The 25,602-nt window shown below is 68.5% G+C and carries 24 protein-coding genes; 10 read left to right on the plus strand and 14 right to left on the minus strand.

Annotation, left to right across the window (positions count from 1 at the left end; all coding sequences use genetic code 11):
- From ACQPWU_RS51345 to ACQPWU_RS51360, 4 genes are read right to left on the minus strand one after another with little or no spacing between them, the layout of a single operon-like run.
- Nucleotides 1–1,047: an ABC transporter substrate-binding protein gene (locus ACQPWU_RS51345; RefSeq protein ID WP_433433949.1), complete on the minus strand. Its 1,047-nt coding sequence runs from the start codon at nucleotides 1,045–1,047 to the stop codon at nucleotides 1–3.
- A complete protein-coding gene (locus ACQPWU_RS51350) occupies nucleotides 1,044–2,054 on the minus strand; it encodes an ABC transporter permease (RefSeq protein WP_433433951.1) in 1,011 nt (336 codons plus the stop codon). The genes ACQPWU_RS51345 and ACQPWU_RS51350 overlap by 4 nt, the downstream gene beginning before the upstream one ends.
- On the minus strand, nucleotides 2,054–3,538 hold the full coding sequence (locus ACQPWU_RS51355) for a sugar ABC transporter ATP-binding protein (protein WP_433433953.1): 1,485 nt from the start codon (nucleotides 3,536–3,538) through the stop codon (nucleotides 2,054–2,056). The genes ACQPWU_RS51350 and ACQPWU_RS51355 overlap by 1 nt, the downstream gene beginning before the upstream one ends.
- 12 nt (nucleotides 3,539–3,550) lie before the next feature.
- Nucleotides 3,551–4,708 (minus strand): ROK family transcriptional regulator, encoded by a 1,158-nt coding sequence (locus tag ACQPWU_RS51360; protein ID WP_433433955.1) that lies wholly within the window; start codon nucleotides 4,706–4,708, stop codon nucleotides 3,551–3,553.
- A 101-nt stretch (nucleotides 4,709–4,809) separates the two neighbouring features.
- Between ACQPWU_RS51360 and ACQPWU_RS51365 the strand changes: the two genes are divergently transcribed.
- Nucleotides 4,810–4,938 carry an alpha/beta hydrolase gene (locus ACQPWU_RS51365; protein WP_433445514.1) on the plus strand — a complete coding sequence of 43 codons (129 nt, stop codon included), beginning with the start codon at nucleotides 4,810–4,812 and terminating at the stop codon, nucleotides 4,936–4,938.
- Here ACQPWU_RS51365 and ACQPWU_RS51370 read toward each other — a convergent pair.
- A complete protein-coding gene (locus ACQPWU_RS51370) occupies nucleotides 4,935–5,807 on the minus strand; it encodes an SDR family oxidoreductase (protein WP_433433956.1) in 873 nt (290 codons plus the stop codon). The genes ACQPWU_RS51365 and ACQPWU_RS51370 overlap by 4 nt on opposite strands.
- Nucleotides 5,808–5,934: 127 nt before the next feature.
- Nucleotides 5,935–6,993: an MBL fold metallo-hydrolase gene (locus ACQPWU_RS51375; RefSeq protein ID WP_433433958.1), complete on the minus strand. Its 1,059-nt coding sequence runs from the start codon at nucleotides 6,991–6,993 to the stop codon at nucleotides 5,935–5,937.
- 46 nt (nucleotides 6,994–7,039) lie between these two features.
- Here ACQPWU_RS51375 and ACQPWU_RS51380 point away from each other — a divergent pair, with 46 nt between their 5' ends.
- Nucleotides 7,040–7,885, plus strand: a complete 846-nt coding sequence (locus tag ACQPWU_RS51380; protein WP_433433960.1) for a glutathione S-transferase family protein — start codon at nucleotides 7,040–7,042, stop codon at nucleotides 7,883–7,885.
- On the opposite strand, the gene ACQPWU_RS51385 is transcribed toward ACQPWU_RS51380, so the two are convergent.
- Both ACQPWU_RS51385 and ACQPWU_RS51390 read right to left on the minus strand, forming a co-directional pair.
- Nucleotides 7,833–9,116 (minus strand): MFS transporter, encoded by a 1,284-nt coding sequence (locus ACQPWU_RS51385; protein WP_433433962.1) that lies wholly within the window; start codon nucleotides 9,114–9,116, stop codon nucleotides 7,833–7,835. The genes ACQPWU_RS51380 and ACQPWU_RS51385 overlap by 53 nt on opposite strands.
- Entirely contained in the window at nucleotides 9,113–9,676 is a 564-nt protein-coding gene (locus ACQPWU_RS51390) for a helix-turn-helix domain-containing protein (protein WP_433433964.1), read from the minus strand. Before ACQPWU_RS51390 ends, ACQPWU_RS51385 begins: the two co-directional genes overlap by 4 nt.
- 73 nt (nucleotides 9,677–9,749) lie before the next feature.
- On the opposite strand from ACQPWU_RS51390, the gene ACQPWU_RS51395 reads away from it, so the two are divergent.
- The 5 genes from ACQPWU_RS51395 (at nucleotide 9,750) to ACQPWU_RS51415 (ending at nucleotide 16,178) form a co-directional block, all read left to right on the plus strand.
- Nucleotides 9,750–10,394: a B3/B4 domain-containing protein gene (locus ACQPWU_RS51395; protein ID WP_433433965.1), complete on the plus strand. Its 645-nt coding sequence runs from the start codon at nucleotides 9,750–9,752 to the stop codon at nucleotides 10,392–10,394.
- Between the two features lie 204 nt (nucleotides 10,395–10,598).
- Entirely contained in the window at nucleotides 10,599–14,240 is a 3,642-nt protein-coding gene (locus ACQPWU_RS51400) for a multifunctional oxoglutarate decarboxylase/oxoglutarate dehydrogenase thiamine pyrophosphate-binding subunit/dihydrolipoyllysine-residue succinyltransferase subunit (RefSeq protein ID WP_433433966.1), read from the plus strand.
- Between the two features lie 69 nt (nucleotides 14,241–14,309).
- Nucleotides 14,310–14,489: a DUF6104 family protein gene (locus tag ACQPWU_RS51405; protein ID WP_080045373.1), complete on the plus strand. Its 180-nt coding sequence runs from the start codon at nucleotides 14,310–14,312 to the stop codon at nucleotides 14,487–14,489.
- Nucleotides 14,490–14,685: 196 nt separating this feature from the next.
- Nucleotides 14,686–15,441, plus strand: coding sequence for a DUF4097 family beta strand repeat-containing protein (locus ACQPWU_RS51410; protein WP_433433969.1), 756 nt, complete (start codon nucleotides 14,686–14,688; stop codon nucleotides 15,439–15,441).
- Nucleotides 15,438–16,178 carry a PadR family transcriptional regulator gene (locus ACQPWU_RS51415; protein ID WP_433433971.1) on the plus strand — a complete coding sequence of 247 codons (741 nt, stop codon included), beginning with the start codon at nucleotides 15,438–15,440 and terminating at the stop codon, nucleotides 16,176–16,178. Before ACQPWU_RS51410 ends, ACQPWU_RS51415 begins: the two co-directional genes overlap by 4 nt.
- 48 nt (nucleotides 16,179–16,226) lie before the next feature.
- Here the strand turns inward: ACQPWU_RS51415 and ACQPWU_RS51420 are convergent, their stop codons facing one another.
- The 6 genes from ACQPWU_RS51420 to ACQPWU_RS51445 all read right to left on the minus strand — a co-directional run bounded on the left by ACQPWU_RS51420 (nucleotide 16,227) and on the right by ACQPWU_RS51445 (nucleotide 21,313).
- On the minus strand, nucleotides 16,227–17,084 hold the full coding sequence (locus tag ACQPWU_RS51420) for an oxygenase MpaB family protein (RefSeq protein ID WP_433433973.1): 858 nt from the start codon (nucleotides 17,082–17,084) through the stop codon (nucleotides 16,227–16,229).
- A 77-nt stretch (nucleotides 17,085–17,161) separates the two neighbouring features.
- The gene (locus tag ACQPWU_RS51425) at nucleotides 17,162–18,118 is read right to left on the minus strand and encodes a zinc-binding dehydrogenase (RefSeq protein WP_433433975.1); all 957 of its coding nucleotides are present in this window, start codon (nucleotides 18,116–18,118) and stop codon (nucleotides 17,162–17,164) included.
- A gap of 43 nt (nucleotides 18,119–18,161) precedes the next feature.
- Entirely contained in the window at nucleotides 18,162–19,040 is an 879-nt protein-coding gene (locus ACQPWU_RS51430) for a hypothetical protein (protein ID WP_433433977.1), read from the minus strand.
- A 46-nt stretch (nucleotides 19,041–19,086) separates the two neighbouring features.
- Nucleotides 19,087–19,515 carry a type II toxin-antitoxin system VapC family toxin gene (locus tag ACQPWU_RS51435; protein ID WP_433433978.1) on the minus strand — a complete coding sequence of 143 codons (429 nt, stop codon included), beginning with the start codon at nucleotides 19,513–19,515 and terminating at the stop codon, nucleotides 19,087–19,089.
- On the minus strand, nucleotides 19,502–19,780 hold the full coding sequence (locus ACQPWU_RS51440) for a hypothetical protein (RefSeq protein ID WP_433433980.1): 279 nt from the start codon (nucleotides 19,778–19,780) through the stop codon (nucleotides 19,502–19,504). Before ACQPWU_RS51440 ends, ACQPWU_RS51435 begins: the two co-directional genes overlap by 14 nt.
- Before the next feature lie 96 nt (nucleotides 19,781–19,876).
- Nucleotides 19,877–21,313: an acetyl-CoA synthetase gene (locus ACQPWU_RS51445; RefSeq protein ID WP_433433982.1), complete on the minus strand. Its 1,437-nt coding sequence runs from the start codon at nucleotides 21,311–21,313 to the stop codon at nucleotides 19,877–19,879.
- A 285-nt stretch (nucleotides 21,314–21,598) separates the two neighbouring features.
- Between ACQPWU_RS51445 and ACQPWU_RS51450 the strand changes: the two genes are divergently transcribed.
- From ACQPWU_RS51450 to ACQPWU_RS51460, 3 genes are all read left to right on the plus strand, one after another.
- Nucleotides 21,599–22,720: a trypsin-like serine peptidase gene (locus ACQPWU_RS51450; protein WP_433433984.1), complete on the plus strand. Its 1,122-nt coding sequence runs from the start codon at nucleotides 21,599–21,601 to the stop codon at nucleotides 22,718–22,720.
- A 333-nt stretch (nucleotides 22,721–23,053) separates the two neighbouring features.
- Nucleotides 23,054–24,106, plus strand: a complete 1,053-nt coding sequence (locus ACQPWU_RS51455; RefSeq protein WP_433433987.1) for a trypsin-like serine peptidase — start codon at nucleotides 23,054–23,056, stop codon at nucleotides 24,104–24,106.
- A 197-nt stretch (nucleotides 24,107–24,303) separates the two neighbouring features.
- Entirely contained in the window at nucleotides 24,304–25,467 is a 1,164-nt protein-coding gene (locus tag ACQPWU_RS51460) for a trypsin-like serine peptidase (RefSeq protein ID WP_433433989.1), read from the plus strand.
- Nucleotides 25,468–25,602 lie beyond the last annotated feature (135 nt).

Raw genomic sequence — 25,602 nt, forward strand, 5'->3', positions numbered from 1 at the left:
TCAGGATTCGAACCCAAGAGAAAGGTATTTTTCGACGTTCTCCTTGGTGATGGTCTCGGACGCGAGCGTGATGGACTGCGGAACCTGCTGCTCCACCAGATCACTCATGCCCTTCCCCTGTGCTATCAGACGCGCGAGTTTGATCGCGGAGGAGGCCATCGTGGGGCTGTAGGTGACCGTGGCCTTCAGCACCGATGTGCCCGACTGGATCTCCTTCATCGCGTTCAGCGAACCGGCGCCTCCGACCATGATGAACTCGTTCCGGTTGGCCTCCTTGATCGCGGCGAGCACGCCGATGCCCTGGTCGTCGTCGTGGTTCCACATCGCGTCGATCTTCTTGTGCGCCTGGAGCAGCGACGTGGCCACCTGGTTGCCGGTCTCCACCGTGAACTTGGCGTCCTGCTTGGCGGTGACGCTGAACCCGTACGTCTTCAGCGCGTCAGCGAACCCCTTGCTGCGGTCCTGCGTCAACGGCAACGTGGCGATGCCCTGGATCTCGACGATGACCGGATTCGAGACGCCCTTGTCCTTGAGCTGCTTGCCGATGAATTGCCCGGCCGCGACGCCCATGCCGTAGTTGTCGCCGCCGATCCAGGTACGGTAGGCCAGCTTGTCGGGGAAGACGCGGTCGAGGTTGATGACCGGGATCCCCGCCTGGGTCGCCTGCAGCGCGACCTGGTTCAGCTGCTGGCCGTCGTTGGGCAGGATGACCAGCGCGTTCACCTTGGCGGCGATGAGCGACTCGACCGCCGAGATCTGCTGGTTGATGTCGTTGGTGGGCTCGACCGGCTTGAAGTCGACGTCGGAGTACTGCTTCGCGGCGCTCTCGGCGTTCTTGGCGATGGCCGCGATCCAGCCGTGGTCGGCGGCGGGCGCCGAGAAGCCGATCGTGACCTTCTGGCCGGCCTCGTCGTTGCCGCTCGCAGCGGGGGCTGGAGCGGGGGCCGCGCTGCTGGGCGCCGCCGCGGGTTCGTTGCTGGTGCAGCCCGCCGCTAAGAGTACGGCCCCGCCGACGAGGAATCCCCTGCGCGCGACGTTCTCACTCATGGTGCTCTCTCCTTCAGGTTCCGCCGCTGGAGAAGGACGGCGACGACGATGATCAGGCCCTTGGCGATGAGCTGGTCGCTGGTGTTGAGCCCGTTGAGAATGAACAGGTTGGTGATGAGCGTGAAGATCAGCAGACCCAGGATCGAGCCCACGATCGTGCCCCGGCCGCCGGTGAGCAGCGTGCCGCCGATGATCACGGCGGCGATGGCGTCGAGTTCGTACAGGTCGCCGTGGGTGGACGAGCCCGTCGTCGTGCGTGCCATGATCAGGATGGCGGCGATGCCGCAGCACAGCCCCGACAGGGCGTAGAGCAGCATCGTGTGCCTGCGCACGTCGATCCCGGCGAGCCTGGCGGCCTCGGGGTTGCCCCCGACCGCGTACGTCCGCCGCCCGAACGTCGTGCGGTTGAGCACGATCCACCCGAGCACCACGACCAGGGCGAAGATGTAGACCAGCAGCGGGATGCCGAGCACGCGCGTGGTCGACAGGTCCACGATGGCGGCGTTGTCGGCCTGGATGAGCTGCGTCTTGCGGTCGGACATGCGCTGCGCCAGCCCGCGGGCGGCGACGAGCATGGCCAGCGTCGCGATGAACGGCACGAGCCGCCCGTAGGCGATGAGCAGGCCGTTGACCAGCCCCGCTCCCGTGCCGACCAGGATGGCGCAGATCACCATCACCACCGGCCCGTACGACTGGGTGGCGAGCGTCGTCGCCCAGACCGAGGCCAGCGCCATGACCGCGCCCACCGACAGGTCGATGCCGCCGCCGATGATCACGAACGTGGCCCCGACCGTGATCACGCCGATCGTGGCGGCCAGGGAGAGGATGCTGACCAGGTTGGAGGTGGTGGCGAAGTTCTCGGGCCTGGTGACCAGACCGACGACGACCAGCAGCGCCAGGGCCACCAGCAGCCCGAGATGTCGCATCTCCCCTAATCCGCCGAAGCCGCGCGACGGCAGGGGCGCGGCCGCTCCGGACAGAGGCCGCTCCGTTGTGGGCTCGCTCATCACGCCGCCCTCCCATTCATGATCATGTCGAGTACGCGGTGCTCGTCCAGCTCCGCCGCGTCGCCCTCGTGGATGACCGATCCCTCGCGTAACACCAGCACCCGGTCGGCGAGGCCGAGCACCTCGGGCACCTCGCTGGAGACCAGCAGCACGCCGATTCCCCGCTCGGCGAGGTCGCGGATCACCGCGTACAGCTCGGCCCTGGCTCCCACGTCCACGCCCCTGGTCGGTTCGTCGAGCAGGAGCAGTTTGCGGCCACCGAGCAGCCAGCGGGCGAGCACGGCCTTCTGCTGGTTGCCGCCCGAGAGCGTCCTGATCGGGCGTTCGGGGTCGGGTGGCCGGATGTCCAGCATTTCTGACAGGCGCTTGGCCTCGTTCCGTTCACGTTTGCGGTCGATCCAGCCGAACCTGGCGAACCCCGGCAGGCTGCCCAGCGTGATGTTGGCGGTGACGCTCTGGTCGAGGAGCAGGGCCTGGGCCTTGCGCTCCTCCGGGGCCAGGCCCATGCCGCGCCTGACGGTCCCGACGACGCTCCGGCGTACGGGCTGTCCGTCGAGCAGGACGCGCCCCGAGGAGGGGCGGGCGCCGTACACGGCCTCGAGGATCTCCGAGCGGCCCGAGCCGACGAGCCCGGCCAGCCCGACGATCTCGCCCGCCCGCACGGAGAACGAGACGCCGGAGAAGACGCCGGGCGAGGACAGGTCCTCGACCCTGAGCACCTCCTCGCCCAGGGAGCGCTCGGCTCGGGGCGGGAAGACGTACTCGACGTTCCGGCCCGTCATGAGGGAGACGATCTCCGCCGTGGGGGTGTCGCGCGCGGACAGGCCGACGGCGACCGTGCGGCCGTCCTTGAGCACGGTGACCCGGTCGCCGATCTCGCGGATCTCCTCCAGGCGGTGGGAGATGTAGACGACGGCCACGCCCTGGGCGGTGAGCTCGCGGATGATGCGGAAGAGGTTCACGACCTCGTCGTGGGCGAGGGCCGCGGACGGCTCGTCCATGATGATCAGCCGGGCGTCGTGCGAGAGCGCCCGCGCCATGGACACGACCTGCTTGGCGGCCGGCGACAGCCGTCCCACCTCGGCCGACGGGCGGATCTCCGGATGACCCAGCCGCTCGAGCACCTCGCGGGCCGCGCGCCTGGCGGCCGCCCTGTTCACGAAGCCGAAGCGGGCGTGCTCGTGGCCGAGGAAGATGTTCTCGGCCACGCTGAGCCCGTCGACCAGGTCGAGTTCCTGGTAGATGGTGGCGAAGCCGAGCCTGATGGCGTCTATGGGGCTGCTCGGGCGCACTTCCTTGTCGTTGAACAGGATCGTGCCCTCGTCCGGCTGGTGGGCCCCGGCCAGCACCTTGATCAGGGTGGATTTGCCGGCGCCGTTCTGGCCGAGCAGGCAGTGCACCTCGCCCGCCCGTACGTCCAGGTCGACCCCGTCCAGCGCGCGCACGCCGGGGAACTGCTTGACGATGCCCTTCATGACCAGCATCGGGGGTCCCTTTCAGGCGTTGACGATGCGGTTGATGTTGTCCGGTGAGAGGTAGTGCTCGATGGAGAGGATCCCCGCCCCGAGCGCGGCCGCGTTGATGCCCGTACGGCTCGGCGTGATCGACAGGTGGTGCGTGGCCAGCGGGAGCGACCTGCGGTAGACCGTCTCCCTGATGCCGGCCAGCAGGTGTTCGTGCACCCTCGACAGCGCGCCGCCGATGACGATGACCTCGGGGTTGAAGAAGTTGACCAGGCTGGCCAGCACCTCGCCGATGTGCCGGCCGGCCTCTCTGACCAGCCGCAGCGCCTGGGTGTCGCCCGCCTGTACGAGTGCCACGACGTCCGCTCCCGACTCGGCCGCGAGGCCCAGCTCGGTCAGCCGCCGCGCGATGGCGGCCCCGCCGGCCACCGCCTCCAGGCAGGCGCTGTTGCCGCACCGGCAGCCCGCATCCTCGTGACCGCTGACCCGGATGTGGCCGATGTCGCCGGCCGAGCCCTGGGCGCCTCTGTGCAGCTTGCCCTCGGCCATGATGCCGCAGCCGATGCCCGTGCCGACCTTGACGAACAGCAGGTGCTGGATGCCGGGGAACGAGTGGCGGTGCTCGCCCAGCGCCATGACGTTGACGTCGTTGTCGACCAGCACCGAGACGCCGTCGAAGTACTCGGGGACGGGGTAGTCGTTCCAGCCCGGCATGATCGGCGGGTTGTTCGGCCGTCCCGTGGCGAACTCCACCGGCCCCGGCACCCCGATCCCCATGGCGCGCAGCGCCGAGCGCGGCCGCCCGACCTCACCGAGCAGCCGATTGACCCGCTGGTCCACGTGGGCGAGCACTTTGTCCGGCCCCTCGCCGATCAGCAGCGCGTCCTCGCACTCGGCCAGCACGTTGCCCGAGATGTCCATCAGCGCCACCCGGCAGTGGGTGGCGCCCAGGTCGACGCCCGCGAAGGCGTGCTCCTCGGTGTGCAGGCGCAGCTGGCGCGGCGGCCGCCCGCCGGTGGACTCGCCACTCTCGGTCTCCTCGACCAGGCCGCGCTCGATCAGCGCGTCCACGCGCTGCGAGATCGTGGACCTGGCCAGGCCGGTGAGCCTCGCGAGGTCGGAACGGGTCGTGGCCGAGCCGGCGCTGATAAGCGTCAGCACATCCCCGGCGGAGCCCGGCTGGGGGGTCATGCCGAGACAATAAGATCACCGATGCGGCAAATCAAGAGCCAGGATCGACCAAACTCCCCAAACTTCCGCCGAAGATCGAACAAAGCCCGGTTTGTGCTTAAATTTGCCGACTTTTTGGTGCCTGTCGCGGCGACCGGTGCGTCAACGAGGCGGTGGACGCGTACCTGCTGGACGGGGTGATCCCCGCCGCCGACGTGGAGTGCCCGGCGGCGGGGGCTCGCAAGCGTTAGAGCATCGCCTTCATCGAGTCGGCGGCCGTGAGGACGTAGGGCTGCTCGGCCATGACGGCCTCCCAGTTGCCCGCGATGGTCTCCGGCGTGAGGTCGTCGGTCTTCCAGCCCGGCCCCTCCGCCACGAACACCCGCGCCACCCGGCCGCCGCCGACGCTGAACACCTCGCCGCTCGCCTCGCACGTCTCGTGCACGAGGTACGCCACCAGCGCGCTCACCCGCTCGGGAGTGAACTTGGCCTCGAACTCGGCAGGCAGCAGCGCCTCCGTCATCCGGGTCCAGGCGATGGGCGCGATGGCGTTGGCTCTGATGCCGTTGCGGGCGCCTTCGATGGCGAGCGTCTTCGTCAGGCCGACCAGGCCCATCTTGGCGGTGGAGTAGTTGGCCTGGCCGAAGTTGCCGAACAGGCCGGCCGGGCTGGAGGTGTTGACGATGCGGCCGTAGCCGGCCGCCTTCATCAGCGGGTAGGCGGCCTGGCTGACCAGGTACGAGCCGCGTACGTGCACGGCCAGCACCCCGTCGAAGTCCTCGACCGTCATCTTCCCGAACGACTTGTCCCGCAGGATGCCCGCGTTGTTGACGACGATGTCCAGCTTGCCGAACGCGTTGACGGCCGCCTGCACGATGGCCCTGGCACCCTCCGGCGTGGCGACGTTGTCGGCGTTGGCGACGGCCTGGCCGCCGTTCTTCGTGATGAGCTCGACCACCTCGGCGGCGGGCCCGGTGGAGGCGCCCGTGCCGTCGAGCGCGCCGCCGAGGTCGTTGACGACCACCTTGGCGCCCCGTTCGGCCAGCAGCAGCGCGTGTGACCTGCCGAGACCGTGCCCGGCCCCCGTGATGATCGCGACCCTGTCGTCGAACCGAAGCATCGAACCTCCCACGCAGGAGAACAACATTCTGTTACGAGTACGATAACGCGTTGAATGGTCGCGCCCACTTGGCCCTCGCTGGTCACGCGAGCTACCGCTCTCGGGCCTGAACGTTCGCCGCTCCGCGTCACGGCAGACGCCACAGGTCCGGCTCGCCAAGCTCCCTTCGTACCCGGCCCTTGGCCTCCAGCCACACCAGATGGGCCAGCGTCTCGTTGTTGGCCGAGCGACGCATGAACGGCGGGATCGTCTCCCACGGCCGCGACCACGTCAGGCGGGTGGCCGCGTCCCAGCACGTGACGCCGTCGAGCGAGCCCACGACCTGCTCGATCTCCGCCAGCCGCGCGTCGTGGTGCGCCATCACATAGTCCACCCGCTCGGCCAGCTCCAGGAATCGGTACTCGTGCGCCGGCAGCACCTCGTCCGCGTCCAGCTTGCGCACGGCGGCCAGCGAGTCGAGGTAGTCGGCCAGCGGGTTCGGCCCCGACTGGGGATGGACGGCCACGATCGGCGTGATCCTCGCCAGCACGTGGTCGCCGGAGAGCAGCAGCCGGCGCGAGGGCGAGAAGAAGCAGAGGTGACCCGGCGAGTGGCCGGGCGTCCAGACGGCCCGCAGGTCCCAGCCGGGCAGGCCGAGCTCCTCACCGTCCTCGACCAGGCGGTCGGGCCTGGCCATCGAGACCATGTGCCTGATCATCATGGACGCGCCGGCCAGCTCGTCCAGCGTCAGCGGCGGCACCCCGCAGCGGACGAGCAGCGCGCGTTCCCGCTCGACGAGGGAGTCGATGGCCTCGTCGTCGTAACGCTCCCTGACCAGGCCCGCGTCGGCCGGGTGCAGGGCGATCCATGCGCCCGACGTCTCGCGGATGCGCCCGGCCAGACCGTAGTGGTCGGGGTGGATGTGGGTGACGAGCACACCTTTGACGTCGGTGATCGCGTATCCGGCCACACCGAGGCCGGCGACGAGCGCGTCGTACGCCTCGTCGGTGTTCCAGCCGGCGTCGACGATCGCCACCCCGTCGGGGAGTTCGAGGGCGTAGACCAGCACGTACCGCAGGGGGTTGATGGGGATCGGCACCGGGATCGACCACAGCCCCGGGCGTACTCGTTCGACCTCGGGGATCGCCCCGCCCACCCACGCCTCCCGCTGCGCCTGGCTAGCGGGAGTCACCACAAATTTCGCCACAGTCCCGAATATAGTTCTGTATCAGAATCGTGTTTCACTAGGGGTCATGAAGCTGAGCGGCGAGACCTCCCGTAATGGCCGCTTCAATCGGCAGCCGAACCGTTTCACCGACCGCCTCGACTCTCCCGAGCCGGGCCGCTACCGCCTCTATGCCTCCTATGCCTGCCCGTGGGCGCAGCGCGTGCTGATCGTCAGGAAACTGCTGGGCCTCGAGGACCTGCTCGACGTCACGATCGTCGATCCCATCCGCGACGAGAAGGGCTGGCGTGTCCCTGGCGGCGACCCTGAATACCTGTCGGAGCTCTACCACGCGAGCGACCCCGGCTACACGGGCCGCTACACCGTTCCCTGCGTCTGGGACGTCAAGGACAAGCGGATCGTCACCAACGACTTCCCGCAGATCACGCTCGATCTGGAAATGTCATGGGGCACCTCCCCCAACCTCTATCCGGAACGCCTGCGCCCCGACATCGACATCATGAACGACCGCCTGTACCACGGCCTCAACAACGCGGTCTACGAGGCGGGCTTCGCCCGTGACCAGCAGGCGTACGAGGAGGCGGTGGCGCGGGTCTTCACCACGCTCGACTTCCTCGAGGTACGCCTCGCCGAGTCGGAGTACCTCTTCGACACGCTCACCGACAGCGACGTGCGCCTCTACACGACCCTCGCGAGGTTCGACTCCGTCTACTACGCGCACTTCAAGTGCTCGGTGCGGCGGCTGATCGACTATCCGGCGCTGTGGGCGTACGCGCGGCGGCTCTACGCGATCCCGGCCTTCCGGGAAACCACAGTCTTCGACCAGATCAAGCGTCATTACTACATCACCCAGACCAACATCAATCCGAACCGGATCGTGCCAGTGGGACCGGAGATCGACTGGAGCCTGTAGGAGCGGGCATCCGCACGAACAGCAGGGCCGAGGCCAGCATCACCACGGCGGCGAGTGCCCAGGCGACACCCGGGCCCGCCTGGGCGGCCAGTACGCCGAGCGTGAGGTTGGCCGCGACCCCGCCGGACTGCAGAGACAGCGAGCTGGTCGAGGTGACAGTGGTGCGCTCGGCGGCGCTGACCGCGTTGTGGGTCATCTCCAGGCAGAGCAGGCTTCCCGCCGACAGCCCCACGAACAGCGTCACGTACGCGACCCCGGCGCTCACCAGCCCGGCCGTGCCGCCGAGCCCCGCCGTGGCGGCCAGCGACCCGACCGACAGCGCGGCCAGCACTGCCCCGGCGATCGCGCCCCGGGCCGAGCCGCCGGCCAGCCGCGCCACGCGGGGCGCGAGGGCACTGCCCGCCGCGCTGCTCGCGAACCCGAGGGCCGCGACCACGGCATAGGCCAGGCTGCCGCGCTCGGCCGTGCCGGCCAGTTCGGCCAGCCGGCCGGGGGTGAGCAGCTCGATGCTGAACAGCAGCACGCCGCAGCACGCCGCGGCGGCCATCAGGCGGCGCAGCACAGGTGTGCCCGCCGCCAGCCGGACGCCCGACACGACCGTGGCCGGCACCTCGCGCAGCACACTCACCAGCGACCTGCGGGCGTGCTGGGGCTCGGGCATCGCGAACACCACCACGACCAGCAGGACGACCGCCGCCATCGCGCCCAGCAGGGGCGGCGCGGCCAGCGGGAACATCAGCGAACGCGGCACCAGCAGCGGGACGGCCCCGCCCGTCAGCACGCCCAGGCACAGCGCCACCGACTCCATCGCGCCGCCTCGTGCCAGGCCCGGCTTGAGGTCGGCGTCGCGGCCCTCGACCTCGTGCAGCGTGTCGACGTACCAGGAGGTGGCGGGGCCGCTGGACAACGCCCTGGCCACGCCCTTGAGCACACCGCTCACCAGGAACATCCAGAACGTCGTGGACACGCTGATCAGCGCCAGCGCCGCCACGGTGCACGCGGCGGAGGCGGCCAGCACCATCCGCCGCCCGATGACGTCGGCCAGGCCCCCCGTGGGCAGTTCCAGGCCGACGGTGACGATCGAGAACACCGTGACCGACAGCCCCACCTGGGCCAGGCTGAGCCCGCGCGCGGTCATCAGCAGCACCATGGTGGCCACCATGAGCCCGAGGGGCAGCCAGGTCAGGAAGCTGACGAGCATGTAGCGGCGTAACGCCGAGCGTGCGGTCACTGCTCCTCCTTCGACAGCGGTACGGCGCCATGCCAGGCGCTGACCTGCCTGGCCTCGGGATCACCGGCGTATTCGGCCTCGAGGTCGTGCAGCAGTTCCTCGGCCTTCCGGTTGAACTCGCGCAGCGCGGCGGGCGGCAACCAGACGACGTGGTCGCTCATCCCCGCCACGTCCACCCAGTCGTGGGACCATTCGCCGAGGTCGAACTCCTCCATCACCCGCCCGACCATCTCGGCCTGCCGCAGATGGATGATCCTGATCGCCTCGCGGCCCTCGGCGGTGGCGGACATCTCGACGTCGTCCCACGAGGTGTAGTTGTGGCGGGCCCGCCAGCGGCGCTCGCGCCCGTCGCGCCGCTCGGGGTCCTCCTCGATGAAGCCGTACTTGAACAGCTCGCGCAGGTGATAGCTGGTCGAGCCCGAGCTCTCTCCGACCTTGCGGCCCAGCTCGCTCGCGGTCGCCGGCCCGTCGGTGCGCAGCAGGCCGAGCAGGCGCACCCGCAGCGGGTGGGCGACCGCCTTCAGCACCTGCGGGTCGCTGATCTTGTAGCGCTCCTCCATACGCCTCACGATAGACCGCAAAGACAATTTTGCAAAGGTAATTTTGCGGTCTGTCCGCTCCTAGACTGTGGGGATGCTTGACGACATCTGGGTGGACGACTCCGTCTTCGCGCTGCGCCCCGACTTCGCGGTGCTGATCATGACCGCGCACGGCCTGCGCAACGGGCCCACGGACGACCGGTCCCGGGCATGGCTGGCGGCGGCCTCCGAGGTGGAGGTCCAGTCGGACAAGATCGACGCCTGGAAGGACGCGTACCGGGCGTTCGGGGCCAAGCCGCAGCGGACCCGGCCCTCGGTCGACGCCCTCACCCGCAGGATGCCCCTGCCGGAGATCAACCAGGTCGTGGACGCGTACAACTCGATCAGCGTGAAGCACGCGCTGCCGATCGGCGGGGAGGACCTCGACCACTACGTCGGGCCGGCCCGGCTGGTCAGGGCGACCGGCGACGAGGCGTCCGAGGAGGCGCTCGGCACGCCAGAGCCCGGCGAGGTGATCTGGCGCGACGACGTCGGCGTCACCTGCCGCAGGTGGAACTGGCGCCAGGTGGTGCGCACCCGGCTCACCGAGGAGACGACGAACGCGATCTTCCTGCTCGAACGCCTCGAGCCGATGTCGCTGGAGGAGCTCAAGCAGGCGGGCGAGGAGCTGGCGGACCTCCTGTCCGAGTTGTCCCCTCAGGTGCGGATCGCTAGCAGAGTGGTGTCGAGCGGGAAATAAACCTCCCGTCCCAGTGTTGATACCAAAGAGTAATAATTGCGGCACCGCCTGGACTGGCTAGGGGGGCGTGACGTCTTTGCTCTGTCCTGAGAGGATCGTTCGAGGCGCCACAGCCTCTTCGGCGCGCGCTGCCGGTCCGGGCGAGTAGCCTTGGACAGGTTCTCTAACATCAACGCCGATCTGCGGAAGAGGGCGATTTCCGCCGTGTCGTCTGAGTCGTCGCGGACAAACCCGCTGGCAAGCTTTGGTCAGAACGAATGGCTTGTCGACGAGCTGTACCAGAAGTACCTCCAAGATCCCGAGTCTGTCGACAAGGCCTGGTGGAACTTCTTCGCTGACTACAACCCTGATTACGGGCCGGGCCGAGCGGCACCGGCAAGGGAGGCGGCGAACGGTACTGTGACCGCTCCCGCTCCCCCGCAGGCGCCGCCCAAGGCGCCGCCGGCTGCCGAGAAGCCGAAGCAGCCCGCCACCCCGGTGCCCAAGGGCGCCGAGGAGGTCAAGCTGCGCGGCGCCGCCGCACGCACGGCCGCCAACATGGACCTGTCGCTGACGGTCCCGACGGCCACCAGCGTGCGCGCGATCCCGGCCAAGCTGCTCATCGACAACCGCATTGTGATCAACAATCACCTCAAGCGGGGTCGCGGCGGGAAGGTGTCCTTCACCCACCTGATCGGTTTCGCGATCGTCAAGGCCCTGCGGGCCATGCCGGAGATGAACTACTCCTACGCGGAGGTCGACGGCAAGCCGACGCTGATCAAGCCCGAGCATGTCGGGTTCGGCCTGGCGATCGACGTACAGAAGAGCAACGGCGAGCGCCAGCTCCTCGTGCCCTCGATCAAGGGCGCCGAGGAGATGGACTTCCGCCAGTTCTGGATGGCGTACGAGGACGTCGTCCGGAAGGCCCGCGCGGGCAAGCTGGGCGTCGACGACTTCGCCGGCACCACCATCTCGCTGACCAACCCCGGCACGATCGGCACCGTCCACTCCGTGCCGCGCCTGATGCCCGGCCAGGGCACGATCATCGGCGTTGGAGCGATGGAATACCCGGCCGAATACCAGGGTGCCTCGCCCGACACGCTCTCCCGCCTGGCCGTCTCCAAGGTCATGACGCTGACCAGCACCTACGACCACCGGATCATCCAGGGCGCCCAGTCGGGCGACTTCCTGCGCCAGATCCACCGGCTGCTGCTGGGCGAGGACGGCTTCTACGACGAGATCTTCGAGGCGCTGCGGATCCCGTACGAGCCGGTCCGCTGGGTCCAGGACGTCTCGGCCTCCCACGACGACGACGTGTCGAAGTCCGCCCGCGTGATCGAGCTGATCCACGCCTACCGCGTGCGCGGCCACCTGATGGCCGAGACCGACCCGCTGGAGTACAAGCAGCGCAAGCACCCCGACCTGGACATCCAGTCCCACGGGCTGACGCTGTGGGACCTGGAGCGTGAGTTCGCCACGGGCGGTTTCGGCGGCCGCCCGCTGATGAAGCTCCGCGAGATCCTCGGCGTGCTGCGCGACTCCTACTGCCGCACGGTCGGCATCGAGTACATGCACATCCAGAACCCCGAGGAGCGGGCCTGGATCCAGGCGCGGGTGGAGAAGCCCCACAAGTCGCCCGAGCGTGACGAGCAGCTCAACATCCTGTCGCGGCTCAACACCGCCGAGGCGTTCGAGACGTTCCTGCAGACGAAGTTCGTCGGCCAGAAGCGCTTCTCGCTGGAGGGCGGCGAGTCCCTGATCCCGCTGCTCGACTCGGTGATCAGCGACGCCGCCGACGAGGACCTCGACGAGGTCGTCATCGGCATGGCCCACCGTGGCCGCCTCAACGTGCTGGCCAACATCGTGGGCAAGTCCTACGCGCAGATCTTCGGCGAGTTCGAGGGCAACATCGACCCGCGCACGGCGCACGGCTCGGGCGACGTGAAGTACCACCTCGGCGCGGCGGGCACGTTCACCGCGCCCAGCGGCAAGACCATCACCGCGTCCGTGGTCGCCAACCCCTCCCACCTGGAGGCGGTCGACCCGGTGCTCGAGGGCGTCGTCCGCGCCAAGCAGGACCTCCTGGAGCGCGGCGAGGAGGGCTTCACCGTCCTGCCCGTCCTCGTCCACGGCGACGCGGCCTTCGCCGGCCAGGGCGTCGTGGCCGAGACGCTCAACCTGTCGCAGCTGCGCGGCTACCGCACCGGCGGCACCGTGCACGTGGTGGTCAACAACCAGGTCGGCTTCACGACCTCGCCCGCCTCGTCCAGGTCGTCGGTCTACGCGACCGACGTGGCCCGGATGATCCAGGCCCCGATCTTCCACGTCAACGGCGACGACCCCGAGGCCGTGGTGCGCGTGGGCCAGCTGGCCTACGAATACCGCCAGGCGTTCCGCAAGGACGTCGTCATCGACCTCATCTGCTACCGCCGCCGCGGCCACAACGAGGGCGACAACCCCGCCTTCACCCAGCCGCTGATGTACGACCTGATCGACGCCAAGCGCTCGACCCGCAAGCTCTACACCGAGGCGCTGATCGGCCGGGGCGACATCACGGTCGAGGAGGCCGAGCAGGCGCTGCGCGACTACCAGGCCAAGCTGGAGCAGGCGTTCACGGAGACCCGCGAGGCGGCGAAGAAGCCGGCCGAGGCGGCCGCGATGCGCGTGCCGCCCGCCGAGGTCGTCAAGTGGTCGCATGACGAGACGCCCACCGCGATCAGCGACGAGACGCTCAAGCGCATCGTCGACACCCAGCTCAACCTGCCCGAGGGCTTCACGCCGCACCCGCGCCTGGCGCCGGTGCTGCAGCGCCGCGGCCAGATGGTCGAGACGGACACGATCGACTGGTCGATGGGCGAGACGCTGGCCTTCGGCTCGCTGCTCATCGACGGCCACCCGGTGCGCCTGGTGGGCCAGGACTCGCGCCGCGGCACGTTCACGCAGCGCCACGCCGTCCTGGTCGACCGGATGACCGGCGCCGACCACACGCCGCTCAAGACCTTCAACGAGGGCACCACGAAGTTCTACGTCTACGACTCGCTGCTCAGCGAGTTCGCGGCGCTCGGCTTCGAGTACGGCTACAGCGTCGTCCGCCCGGACGCCCTGGTCGCCTGGGAGGCGCAGTTCGGCGACTTCGTCAACGGCGCCCAGACGATCATCGACGAGTTCATCTCGTCGGGCGAGCAGAAGTGGGGCCAGAAGTCCTCGGTCGTGCTGCTGCTGCCGCACGGCTACGAGGGCCAGGGTCCCGACCACTCCTCGGCCCGCATCGAGCGGTTCCTGCAGGTGTGCGCGCTCGACAACATGACGGTCGCGCAGCCCTCGACCCCGGCCAACTACTTCCACCTGCTGCGCTGGCAGGTGGAGTCGCAGCGGCACAAGCCGATGGTGGTCTTCACACCCAAGTCGCTGCTGCGCCACAAGGCGGCCACGTCCAAGGCGTCCGACTTCACCTCCGGCACCTTCCAGCCGGTCCTCGGCGACTCATTCGCCGACGCGGCCAAGGTCACCCGGGTGGTGCTCTGCTCCGGCAAGGTCTACTACGACCTGGCCGCGGAGCGGGAGAAGTCGGGCCGCGACGACGTCGCGATCGTCCGGCTCGAGCGCCTCTACCCGTTCCCGGGTGAGGAGCTGGCCGCCGAGCTGGCGCGCTACGGGTCGCAGGCGGAGCTGGTCTGGGCGCAGGACGAGCCAGCCAACATGGGGCCGTGGCCGTACCTTACGCTGAAGCTGGCGGAAGACCCGCAGACGCTGGACGGCCGCCCAGTGCGCCGCATCTCGCGCCGGCCCAACAGCTCGCCCGCGACGGGGTCGCACAACGCGCACGACACCGAGCTCGAGCAGATGCTCCACGAGGTGTTCGGCTGATCCGACGCAACAAGTGAGCCCCCGGCCCCGGCTGGGGGCTCACTGCCGTTTCAGGAGGAATGGAGAGAGATGTACTTCACTGATCGGGGGATCGAGGAGCTCGTCGAGCGGCGGGGTGAGGAGGAGGTCAGCCTGCTGTGGCTCGGTGAGCGGTTGCGGGAGTTCGTCGACCTCAACCCCGAGTTCGAGACCCCGATCGAGCGGCTGGCCACCTGGCTCGCTCGGCTGGACGACGACGAGGACGACTGATCCCGATGGGGAGAAGGGGATCGCGCGCCACCCCTTCTCCCAAGGACACCGGCTGACCGCCCCGTCAAACGCGATACATCTTGAGATTTCAACACACGCGACATATCGTGTCTTGTGTAGAGACGTGTCGCCAGAAGGGCGGGGATCAATGCAACAGTGGACGATCGATGCACCGGAACAGCTGACGTTCGGTCCAGTGAAGTCGCTCGACGTTCGCATCGTCGCCGGTCGCCTGGACGTGCTCGCCAGCGACGGCCCGCCCACAGTGGAGGTGGCCGAGATCGAGTCGGCGTCCCCGCTGCTGGTGACGTACGACGAGGACACCGGGGAGCTCACGGTCGCCTACAAGGACCTCACCTGGGACGGCCTGCTCGGCTGGCTGCGGCGTGACCGGCGCAGGACGGTCCTGACGATCGCGGTGCCCAAGGACTGCACGGTCAACGCCGGGGTGGTCTCCGCGCCCGCCGTGGTGGCCGGGTTCGAGAAGATGACCCAGGTCAGGAGCGTGTCCGCGGAGATCGTGCTCGACGGCGTCAGCGGTGACGTGAGCGCCACGACCGTCTCGGGCCCCGTGGAGAGCCGGGCCATGGACGGCGACCTGGCGTTCAAGAGCGTCTCCGGCGACCTGACCGTGGCCGACGGCACCCCGCGCAGACTGAGAGCGAACACCGTGTCCGGCCGGATCACGGCCGACCTGGCGCTGCGGCCGACGGGTCATGTGACGCTCAACAGCGTCTCCGGTGCCATCCTGGTCAGGCTGCCGGAAAACGTGGAGACGGACGTCAGCGTGCGGTCCACCTCCGGGAGGCTGGTCAGCACGTTCGACGAACTGTCCAACACACACGGCCCCGGCTCCAAGTCGATGTCGGGCCGGCTGGGCGGCGGCATGGCGTCGCTGTCGGCGACCACGATCTCCGGCGAGGTCGCGCTGCTCAAGGGGGAGAAGGAATGAGCCCTGTCTTCGGTCACGGCCGGCTCCGGCTGTACCTGCTCAAGCTGCTGGAGGAGAGCCCGCGTCACGGCTACGAGGTCATCAGGTTGCTCCAGGACCGCTTCCTCGGCGTCTACTCCCCCTCTCCTGGCACGATCTATCCGCGCCTGGCCCGCCTGGAGGAAGAGGGTCTGGTGACGCACGAGGTGGTCGAGGGCAAGAAGGTGTTCTCGATCACCGACAAGGGCCGCGAGGAGCTGAACGCCCGGCTCGACGAGCTCGACGACCTCGAGCAGGAGATCTCCGCCTCGGTACGCGACATCGCCCGCGAGGTCAAGGAGGACGTCCGCGACACGGTCAGGTCGTTGCGCGACGAGCTGACCCGGATGGCCAAGGACGTCCGCACGGGGACCGGGGAAAGCACCAAGCGGCTCAAGGAGCAGCAGAAGGAGGACTTCAAGCGGCTCAAGGAGCAGCAGAAGCGGCAGTGGATGGAGCACGCCTACCACTGGCAGGACGAGGGAGAGCGGCTCAACAGAGAGTGGCGCAGGATCTGGTCCGAGGTCTGGTCCACGCTCGGAGGCGCGCCCAAGAACCACGCCGACCTCGACGCGGAGCTGGGCGAACTGCTGGCCGACTTCGTCGCCGAGGCCCGTGAGGAGGCCTCGGAGGCCCGGCTGACGCCGGAGAAACTGGCGGAGCTGCGTACGGCGCTCGACGAGGCGAGGCGCCGCGTCCGGGACATCCTCGAACGCTGACCCTCACCCATGCCCTCGCACCTTCGGGACGCTGAGCCGGGCGGTTGGTCATGCCGAGCGGAGCTGCCGCTCCAGGCGGCGCGAGCTCCGTTCGGCCTTGCGGGCGTGGTAGGCGATGGGCATGTACCGCAGGCGTTCGGGCAGGCGCGGCGTCAGCACAGCCACGGCGTGCCCGAGGTGCCGTAGCCGCCGCTCCTCCCGTGCCGTCCACCGCAGCCCCAGCTTCTGCCGCACGGCGGGCGGCAAGGTGCCCACGGTCACGAAGTGGTTGAACTCCCCCGATCCGGCCCCGACCGGCGTCCACAACCGGCGCAGCGGCCTCGGCAGCCCGGGCGGCGCCGGCGTGCCGCGCAGGACCGACAGCACGTCGAGCGCGGTCGGATGGGCCTCCAGCCGGTGGGCCACCATCTCGTCGAAGTACCGCCAGAACGCCTCCAGGTCAGGGGGCATCTCGCGCTCAGGCACCCGCAGGATCGTGCCGAGCTGCCGCGACTCGGCGTAGAGCCGCCGCTGCTGCTCGACGGTGAACGGGGTGCCGAAACAGCGGCGGAGTGTGATGAACCGCTCGAACAGCGACAGGTGCACCCACGCCCACGCCTCGCCGTTCAGCGCGTGGTACGACCTGCCGAGCTCGTCCACCCCGCTGATCGGCTTGTGCAGCTCTCTGAGCCGCCGGCCCTCGGCCGGGCCGTCCGCCCCGCCGTACACCCATTTCTGGATGGAGACGAGCGTGCGGGTGAGCCGCCCCCACGGGTCGTCCTTGTACGTGGAGTGCTCGGCGACGGCCGCGCCGACGGCCGGGTGCATGGTCTGGATGACCAGCGCACTGCCGGCGACGAGCAGGTTGCGATATTCGCCGGCGGTGTCCCAGTGCATCGAACCTGGGCCGAAGGGCTCGACCTCCATAATGACGGCCTCCCGGGTGAGACAACCCCACTCACGCTTGTATCACCCAGGAGCCGCAAAAGTAACCCTTTACTTATTCATACGGTGAAAACGATCTTTCCGAAGATCTCCCCTGCGGCCATGGCGGCGAACCCGTCACGCGCGTCCGCCAGCGGCAGCAACCGGTCGACGACGGGCCGCACGCCGGTCTGCTCCAGGAAGACCGCCAGCCGCTGGAGCTGGTCTCGCGTGCCCATCGTGGAGCCGATGACGGACAGCTGCAGGAAGAAGACGCGGTTCAGGTCGGCGGGCGGGACCGCGCCGCTGGTGGCGCCGGAGACGACGATGCGCCCACCGGGTCTGAGCGACTTGAGTGAGTGGTCCCAGGTGGCCTGCCCGACGGTCTCCATGACCGCGTCGACCCGTTCGGGCAGTCGCGCGCCCGGCTCGAACACCTGGTCCGCGCCGAGTTCCCGGGCACGTTCGCGCTTCTCCTCGGAACGGCTGGTCGCCCAGACCCGATAGCCGCCGGCCCTGCCGAGCGCGATCAGCGCGGTGGCGACGCCACCGCCCGCACCCTGTACCAGCACGGTGGAGCCGGGCTCCAGCCCGGCCTTGTCGAACAGCATCCGGTACGCCGTCAGCCAGGCCGTGGGCAGACAGGCGGCGTGCTCGAAGCTGAGCGCGGGCGGCTTCGGCACGAGATTTCGGCGCGGGACGGCCACGCGCTCGGCGAACGTGCCGTCGTGCAGCTCGGACAGCAGCGAGCGCCTGGGATCGAGCGTCTCGTCCGCGCCGGTACCGATCACGGAGTGCACGATGACCTCGTTGCCGTCCTCGTCCACTCCCGCTGCGTCGCAGCCGAGCACGATCGGCAGCCGGTCCTGCCTGATGCCGACGCCTTTGAGCGTCCACAGGTCGTGATGGTTGAGTGCGGCCGCCCGCACGGAGACGGTCGTCCATCCGTCCGGGACCTTCGGCTCCGGATGCTCGCCGAGCGTCAGCCCGGCGAGTGGGTTGTCGGGGTCGGTCTGTGTGGCGGTTACGGCGAACATGGCCGCACCTTACTTCAGCGCCCCCGCCTTTCCCCGGACCGCCTTACTTCAGCGTGACGCCGATCCCCTCGATCGCCTTCTTCCTGAACGGCTGCGACCCCGTGACGGCGACCAGCACGTCACCTCGGCACACCGAGTCGGCAGACCGCCCTCGCCCTCTGATGACCGTCGGCACCCTGGCTCGTTTCCTGCAGTCGGGCGTGGGCACGAGCGCGACCATCTCCCCCACGCCACCGCCGAACCAGAGCTGCGGCCCCACCGGCTCCCCCTGCACGGTCTCCCCCGGCTTGGCGAGCCGCACGGGCTCCTTCGCCGACAGCACGAGGTAACCGTCCTTCGTCACCCGCCCCTTCAGCCCTTTCGCCAGCGCCATCCGCTGGTCGAACGTCAGCCCCTGCCCCCGGTCGTACATCGCCAGCCGCCACCGCCCGAACGCGAACAGCAGCACCTGCCCGTAGTAGCCGCTCCCCGCCTGACGGGGCCAGAGGGTGACGTTGGGCGTGTAGTTCCTGATCGGCTCGCCGCCCTTGGTCACCTCGAACTCACCGCTGTACGGGGCTGTGAACTGCCGGTATTGCCCGTCGATCCAGGCACCCTGGAACGGCCGTGACCCCATCTCGCCGAGGCCGAGCTCGGCGGGATAACGCACCTCGGCCCGCACCCCGTGCGGGAACACCACCTCGATGACCTCGTCGCCGCCCTTGGCCCTGGCCGGGGCGTTCAGGAGGTTGGGGGCGCCGCCGATCCTGGTGAGCGACCCGATGGGCCCGGGGGTGGGCGTCGCCAACGGCTGTGGGCGGGGATCCCGGCTGGTCAGCAGGCTGACGATCGGGATCAATAAGAGCGCGAGCACCGCGACCAGCCCGATCCACCGGCGGCGACCTCGCGCGCCTTGCTCGATGACGTCGAACTGGTCAACCACGACGTTCCTAGCCGAGTAGTGAGGGCTCGCGCCCCTTCACCTCAGTTCAGTTGAGTGGCGACCTCCAACGCAAGCCCTCGAACCTGGCGAAATCCTTGTCGCAGGACACGAATTCGCAACCGTGCTCGATGGCGAGTGCGGCGAGGTAGACGTCGGGGACCAGGTTGCCGGTAGCGCCCGCCTGACGGCAGAGCCGGCAGAAGATCTCCCAGTGCCTTGCCTCCGGTGTGACCACCGACGCCTGCGGCTGGTTGCGGTAGGTCTCGGCGAAGGTCAGGGCACGCTCGAGGTCGTCGGGGTCCTTGTAAACGCGCCGGTTGGTCACCGTCCGGATGAAGCCGCTGACGACGAAGTCGCTCACTGCGTAGCTCGAGTCGCCGTTCACCATCTCCTCCACGAACGTATGGCAGCGATCGTGATCGGCGGACTCGTGCCGGAAGGCGTTGACGAGGACGTTGATGTCAGCTAGCAGCATTGCGCAGCTCCGGGAAACGCTCCTCGTCGTCGAGGTCCCAGGCGATGTGCTCCAGCTTCTCGCCGGCGTCGATCCGCTCCTGAACCCACGGCTGGAAGCCGGCCTTGCTGGTGGAAGTGATCAGCTCCACGCGGGGCCGCTCGGCCACCTCCGTGGACCGGTTGAGCAGTTGCCTCAAGGCATCCTCCATCACTGAGTTGAGACTGCGTCCGTTACGTGCCGCGTACGCCTTCGCCTCGTTGAGGAGCGTCTCGTCGATGCGCACAGTTGTCCTCCGCATGACTCCAGCGTCCGCCTGTGACATAAAAATGTCAACACCGGATAGTAGTCACGCGGTCACAGATTTGGCATCCACTTTAAGTCACCACGCGGCTACATTGACCTTCCCGTCGGTCACAAGCCGCACCCGCTGCCCCACCAGCTCCCGCGACTCCGCCTCCGCCAGCAGCTCGGCCTGCTCCACCACCGCATAAGCCCGGCCACCAGGCACGTCGACCACCAGAATCCCTCTCTCGGCGGCCCCGTCCCGCGCGTGCGCGACCGTGTACCCGGCCACCACCCCGTCCCCCTCAAAGGCATCCACGAGAGGCACCTCCTCGGCCACGAACACCGGCGAAGCGCTCCCCAGCCGCCCGCCCGGCTCGCTGGACCACACCGCGTACGTGTGCTTCGTCAGATGCATCCCCACCCCGCTCACCAGCCCGTGCCCCGGCCGTGCCCGCAGCAGCCCCGCCATGGTCGCCGTGGAGTGCAGCACGTAGTCGCTGGCCGGCCCGCCCGCGTACGGAAGCCCGCCGGTGACGGTGAGCCCGCGCCGGTCCAGCGAGTCGAGCCCGATCGCGTCGCACGCCTGCCGCAGCGCGACCGCGAAACAGCTGTAGATGTCCAGCGCGTCCATGTCGTCCAGTCCGAGCCCGGCCCGCCGGAAGGCGGCACCGGCCACGTCGCCGATCGCCTCCGAGGCGCCGAGCGCGGGCCGCGCGGCCACCTCCCACGTGTCCTCGCCGTACGCCCATCCGCGCAGGTACACGCGCTGCTCGGCGGGCACCCCGAGCCGGTCGGCCAGCCGAGTGCCGGCCAGGACGACGGCCGCCGCCTGGTCCACCTCCAGCACGGCCACCGTGCTCCTGGCGTAGGGCCAGCCGACGAAACGGTCGTCGTGCGCGAGCTCGTCGGCGGTGCGGACGGTCCTGCGCCAGGCGTACGGGTTCGCGGCGGCCACCTCGGTCATCGGCGCCATCATCCGGCCCCTGTCGCGCATCTCCTCCCCGACCATGAGCCCGAACGCCGCCCGCCGCGCCGTCTCCATGATCGCGTAGGTGTGCACCGGCAGGAACAGCGCGTGAGCCAGCGCGGACGGGTGCGGCGGGCGTTCCCACCCGTAAGGGGGTTTGGGCACGGCGGGATGACTCCACGGCACGTGCTCGCCCGCCTGCCGGTACGCCCTGCGCGTCGCGAGGGCCTCGGCCCCCGTGACCAGCGCGGACTCGATGTCGCCCGCCGCGATCCTGGCCGCGGCCTCGCCGATGAGCAGTTGCGGAGCCGTACCGCCGACCTTGGAGTACGCCCGGTGGCGCGGCGTCGCGCCGAGGCGCTCGGCGAGGCGGCCGACCGGGGTGTCGTACTGCCAGGAGTCGGTGTAGACGATCTGGATCGAGTCGAGCCGTTCGACGGGGAGCCGGGCGTCGCCGGCGGCCGCGCGAGCCGTCTCCTCCCACAGATCGAGCGGTTCGGGGCCGGGCTGCTCGCGAATGGTGCGTTGCGCGATGCCAATGAGACAGGGGGTGCGAGGGTCCATGAAAGTCATCTAACCAGAACAAGGTTCGGATGGCCGGGAAGTGGCATTTGATAATGCGAGTTACCGCTGTTACTGCAGACAAATAACCGATACCGCTACCTGCGGAGATGCCGATCAGTAATACATGCGATTTCGCTATTTCTATAACGGAATGGAACCGGACCATGCTTTTTCACGTCGTTTCCTGGCCGCCCGCTTGCGCCATTCATTAACGTTCCGATCGTTTTCCTGGCCCACCGGGGCGCAGTACCCCGCTCTGGGCCGCCGAAAGCTGAGAGGAGCTCCATGTTTTCCCGAGCAAGGCGCATCGCGATCCCGCTCGCCGGCCTGGTGGCCGTCGGGCTGGCCGCGGGCACGATCGGCGGCACCGCGGCGAGCGCGGCCGCACCCTCAGATGTCGTGTCCCGGAACTCCGCCACCCCCGCCGAGCAGGCGGTCCAGTTCTGGACACCCGACCGCATCAAGCTGGCCACCGACTACGACGATGGCCTCGACCTGACCTCCAAGGGCGTCAAGGGCACCAACGACGCCCCCGACGGTCCTCCGGGATCCGTCGCGCCGATCGGCGAGGAGAAGACGAAGGCCAAGAAGAGCAAGCAGGTCAACCTGCCGAACACGGTCGGCCGCGTGTTCTTCACGCTGCCCAAGGCCGACCCGCGTAACCCGAAGAGCTGGCGCTACTGCTCGGCCAGCTCGGTGCAGGGCAAGTACCGCAACCTCGTGGCGACCTCCGCCCACTGCGTTTACGACACCAGCAAGAACACCTTCTACGACAACTGGATCTTCATCCCGTCGTACTGGGACGGCAACAATGTCTGGGAGGGCAAGGCGCCCTACGGCATTTACGCCGCCAAGACGTTCAACGCGCACGACGACTTCGTGGTGAAGGAGGACTACGACTTCGACTACGCGTTCGTCAACGTCTACAACGGGATCAAGGTCAACTGGGAGAAGGTCAACAACCGCTGGCAGTGGACGGTCAAGAACGTCGGCCGGCTCGGTGACAACGTCGGCGGCCAGGGCTTCACCTGGAACAGGAGCACGAAGCTGAACGTGTTCTCGTTCGGGTACCCGGCGGGCGAGCACCCCGACGGCGACAAGCCGTACACCGGGCGCACGATGAAGTTCTGCTACGGCAAGACCAGGCCGATGCCCGAGGCCAAGAAGTACAACCTGCAGGAGCACATCGGCTTCAAGTGCTCCTTCACCGCCGGCGCGAGCGGCGGACCGTTCCTCTACAACTACAAGAGCGCGTCGCGCACCGGCTACCTGGTCGGCGTCAACAGCGTCGCGTGGGACACCGACGGCAACGACCGGTACGACTACATCTCGTCGCCGTACTTCAACACCGACACCTACAAGGTCTACAAGGCAGCAGCCAACCGCTGGACCGGCAACTTCCGTTGATCAGGCCGGCACCCTGGGCCCCGGTTCCCCAGGAACCGGGGCCTTCCCCTGGGTCGCCAATGAGGCGTACGCCACTGGAACGGCGCGGAATCGCTGCAATTCAACACGCACCCACACCCGCCCTGACCTGGGGAAACGTCGGGCAAGAATGATCATTTAGTGGCCTGTCTGACGATGTCCTTATAGCTCGCCATGCACCCTGATCAGGTAACGAATCTCTATCCTGGCTGCAATACCATCTGTTCATCTGGAAAAATCCACCCTTACAACCCCAAGAAAGGCATTCTCATGATCCCCCGGGCCAGGCACTTGGTAGCAGCTGCGCTCAGCAGCGTGCTGCTGTTGCTGCCTGCCTTCACGGGGGTCGCGAGCGCGCGTGACAGCAGGGTGTTCGGCGTCACGCTGGCCAAGACCTCGGCGGACGTGAAGCGGGTCGCCGACTACTGGCAGCCTGCCCGGCTCAAGGATGCCGACAGCTACAGCCCGGCCACGCCGGCCGCCGCGGCCACCCCGGCGCCCTCGTCCACCCCGGCCTCCTCCGCCCCCGCCACGCAGGTCTCGTCCCCGGTCACTCGGGCGACCGCCGCGCAGCCCGTGGCTCCCGTGCTGCCACGCAAGCGCACTGCCGCGACGACCATGGGCAAGGTCTTCTTCCGGTTCGGGGACAAGGAGTACTGGTGCTCCGCCAGCGCGGTCGCGGCCAAGAACCGCAGCGTCGTCGCGACGGCCGGGCACTGCGCGTACGACCCGCGCCAGGCCAAGGCAGCGGAGTTCTGGATTTTCGTCCCCAACCCCGGCCCCAACGGCGAGACGCCCGACGGCATCTACGTGGGCGCCTCGATCAGCATGCACGAGGACTGGTCCGGCAAGGGCGACTATGACTTCGACTACGCGTTCGTGACCGTGCACCGCGGCTTCAAGTGGGTGGCCAAGAACGGCGGCTACGTCATGCAGGACGTGGGCCGGCTCCAGGACAACGTGGGCGGCCAGGGCATCGAGCTCAACAAGAAGCCGGGCACGTACACGGTGGCCGCGTGGGGATATCCGGCGGGCGCGCAGCCTGACGGCAGCCGCCCGTTCGACGGCAAGAGCCTCAAGACGTGCAAGCCAGGCCCCACCCGCTGGACCTCGGCCGTCAGCCTCGACCTGCAGAAGGGCGTGCAGCTGCTGTCGTGCGACTTCAGCCCCGGTGCCAGCGGCGGCCCCTGGCTGATCGGCTACAACGATGACCGCGGACTCGGCAGCCTCAACGGCGTCAACAGTCTGACCTGGAACAGGGACGCCAAAGACTGGTACGACGCCGTCTCGTCCCCGTACTTCGACACCACCGCCGGAGAGGTCTACCGACGCGCCGCCGCGCAGACCACTCCGGCAAATGTGACCTAAATCACAGCAATCGGTCAATCACTACTGGTGATCAGCCAATCCCTTGTCTCGGTATGATCACGGTGGCTCGTGGGAGCGCTGACATGATCTACCTGAAATTCCCACCGCCATAGTCAGACCTGTAAATTCCGGGCTGTCCGTTTGCTGAGTTATGGAGGTGCACCAGGCGCCTCATGTCAGCGCAACCTGGAGTTACCTTGAAGCGAATCCTCCTGCCCGTCGGCGGCGCCGTCCTCGCGACCGGCCTGCTCGCCGTGGGTCTGACCAGCACCGCGCAGGCTGACGGGGACGTCTCCCACGACCCCATGGCCAACAACACGTCCGCGGCCGCCTCCGTCGCCTCCTTCTGGTTCGCGTCGAACGGAGCCGCGCTCCGTCAGGCCACCCAGTACACGTGGGACGCGAAAGAGGTCCGGAAGGTTGTCTCCAAGGGCGGCTACACCCCCGACGGCTCGCCCGGCACCACTGCGCCGACCGGCGAATCGAAGTCGACCGGCTCGGCCCAGAACGTGAACCTCCCCAAGACCATCGGCAAGGTCTTCTTCGTCGACGGCTCGGGCAAGTTCCGCTGGTGCTCGGCCACCTCGATCCAGTCGAACTACCGCAACCTGGTCGCCACGGCCGGCCACTGCGTGTACGACACGGACAGCAACCGCGATCTCCTGGACAACTGGGTCTTCGTCCCCGGCTACTACCAGGGCAAGCACCCGTGGGGCATCTACGTGGGCAAGCAGGCCTTCACCCACTACGACTTCGACACGTACGAGGACTACGACCGCGACTACGCGTTCGTCACCGTCTACAACGGCATCCAGCTCGAGCGCGTCAAGGACGTGAGCCGCAAGGAGTACGACGGCTTCAACGGCCCGAAGCGCTCGTGGGGCGGCCGCTACCACCTCCTGCTGGTCAAGGACGCGGGCCGCCTCGGCGACAACGTCGGCGGCCAGGGCATCGCCTGGAACCAGGCCACCGGCAAGTCCGTCCGCGCCTTCGGCTACCCGGCGGCCCCGCACCCGGACGGCAACAAGCCCTACAGCGGCGTCACGCCGAAGAACTGCTACGGCAAGACGACCGCGAAGGCAGTCGGCGCCCCCTGGCTCAAGATCGAGGAGCACATCGGCCTCAAGTGCGCCGTGACCCCCGGTTACGACGGCGGCCCCTGGCTCCTCAACTACAGCAACGCCAAGCGCCTGGGCTACGTGAACGGTGTGACCAGCACCTTCGCGGACCAGGACGGGAACGACCGCGTCGACTACATCACGTCGCCCTACTTCGACGGTGAGACGGCTGCGGTGTACAACGCGGCCAAGAACGTGTGGTCCGGCAAGATCGTCGGCACGAACGGCGAGCTGTACAAGTAAGCCCTACCAGGGGAACGGCGAGGGCCTCGGCAGTAACGAGGCCCTCGCCTTAACCATTTTTCGGGACCGAATTCCCCTTCGGAAGCGCTACGCGCCACGGGTCCCAGACAGCACCTTCTGCCTGGCCCTCCGCTC

It is taken from the genome of Nonomuraea sp. CA-141351, from assembly GCF_050944675.1.
Classification (GTDB): domain Bacteria; phylum Actinomycetota; class Actinomycetes; order Streptosporangiales; family Streptosporangiaceae; genus Nonomuraea.

Bases quoted from the DNA above. Each gene is read 5' to 3' on its own strand.
- ACQPWU_RS51345 (WP_433433949.1), bottom strand. From the start codon at position 1,047: ATGAGTGAGAACGTCGCGCGCAGGGGATTCCTCGTCGGCGGGGCCGTA.
- ACQPWU_RS51350 (WP_433433951.1), bottom strand. From the start codon at position 2,054: ATGAGCGAGCCCACAACGGAGCGGCCTCTGTCCGGAGCGGCCGCGCCC.
- ACQPWU_RS51355 (WP_433433953.1), bottom strand. From the start codon at position 3,538: ATGCTGGTCATGAAGGGCATCGTCAAGCAGTTCCCCGGCGTGCGCGCG.
- ACQPWU_RS51360 (WP_433433955.1), bottom strand. From the start codon at position 4,708: ATGACCCCCCAGCCGGGCTCCGCCGGGGATGTGCTGACGCTTATCAGC.
- ACQPWU_RS51370 (WP_433433956.1), bottom strand. From the start codon at position 5,807: ATGCTTCGGTTCGACGACAGGGTCGCGATCATCACGGGGGCCGGGCAC.
- ACQPWU_RS51380 (WP_433433960.1), top strand. From the start codon at position 7,040: ATGAAGCTGAGCGGCGAGACCTCCCGTAATGGCCGCTTCAATCGGCAG.
- ACQPWU_RS51390 (WP_433433964.1), bottom strand. From the start codon at position 9,676: ATGGAGGAGCGCTACAAGATCAGCGACCCGCAGGTGCTGAAGGCGGTC.
- ACQPWU_RS51395 (WP_433433965.1), top strand. From the start codon at position 9,750: ATGCTTGACGACATCTGGGTGGACGACTCCGTCTTCGCGCTGCGCCCC.
- ACQPWU_RS51405 (WP_080045373.1), top strand. From the start codon at position 14,310: ATGTACTTCACTGATCGGGGGATCGAGGAGCTCGTCGAGCGGCGGGGT.
- ACQPWU_RS51415 (WP_433433971.1), top strand. From the start codon at position 15,438: ATGAGCCCTGTCTTCGGTCACGGCCGGCTCCGGCTGTACCTGCTCAAG.
- ACQPWU_RS51420 (WP_433433973.1), bottom strand. From the start codon at position 17,084: ATGGAGGTCGAGCCCTTCGGCCCAGGTTCGATGCACTGGGACACCGCC.
- ACQPWU_RS51425 (WP_433433975.1), bottom strand. From the start codon at position 18,118: ATGTTCGCCGTAACCGCCACACAGACCGACCCCGACAACCCACTCGCC.
- ACQPWU_RS51435 (WP_433433978.1), bottom strand. From the start codon at position 19,515: ATGCTGCTAGCTGACATCAACGTCCTCGTCAACGCCTTCCGGCACGAG.
- ACQPWU_RS51445 (WP_433433982.1), bottom strand. From the start codon at position 21,313: ATGGACCCTCGCACCCCCTGTCTCATTGGCATCGCGCAACGCACCATT.
- ACQPWU_RS51450 (WP_433433984.1), top strand. From the start codon at position 21,599: ATGTTTTCCCGAGCAAGGCGCATCGCGATCCCGCTCGCCGGCCTGGTG.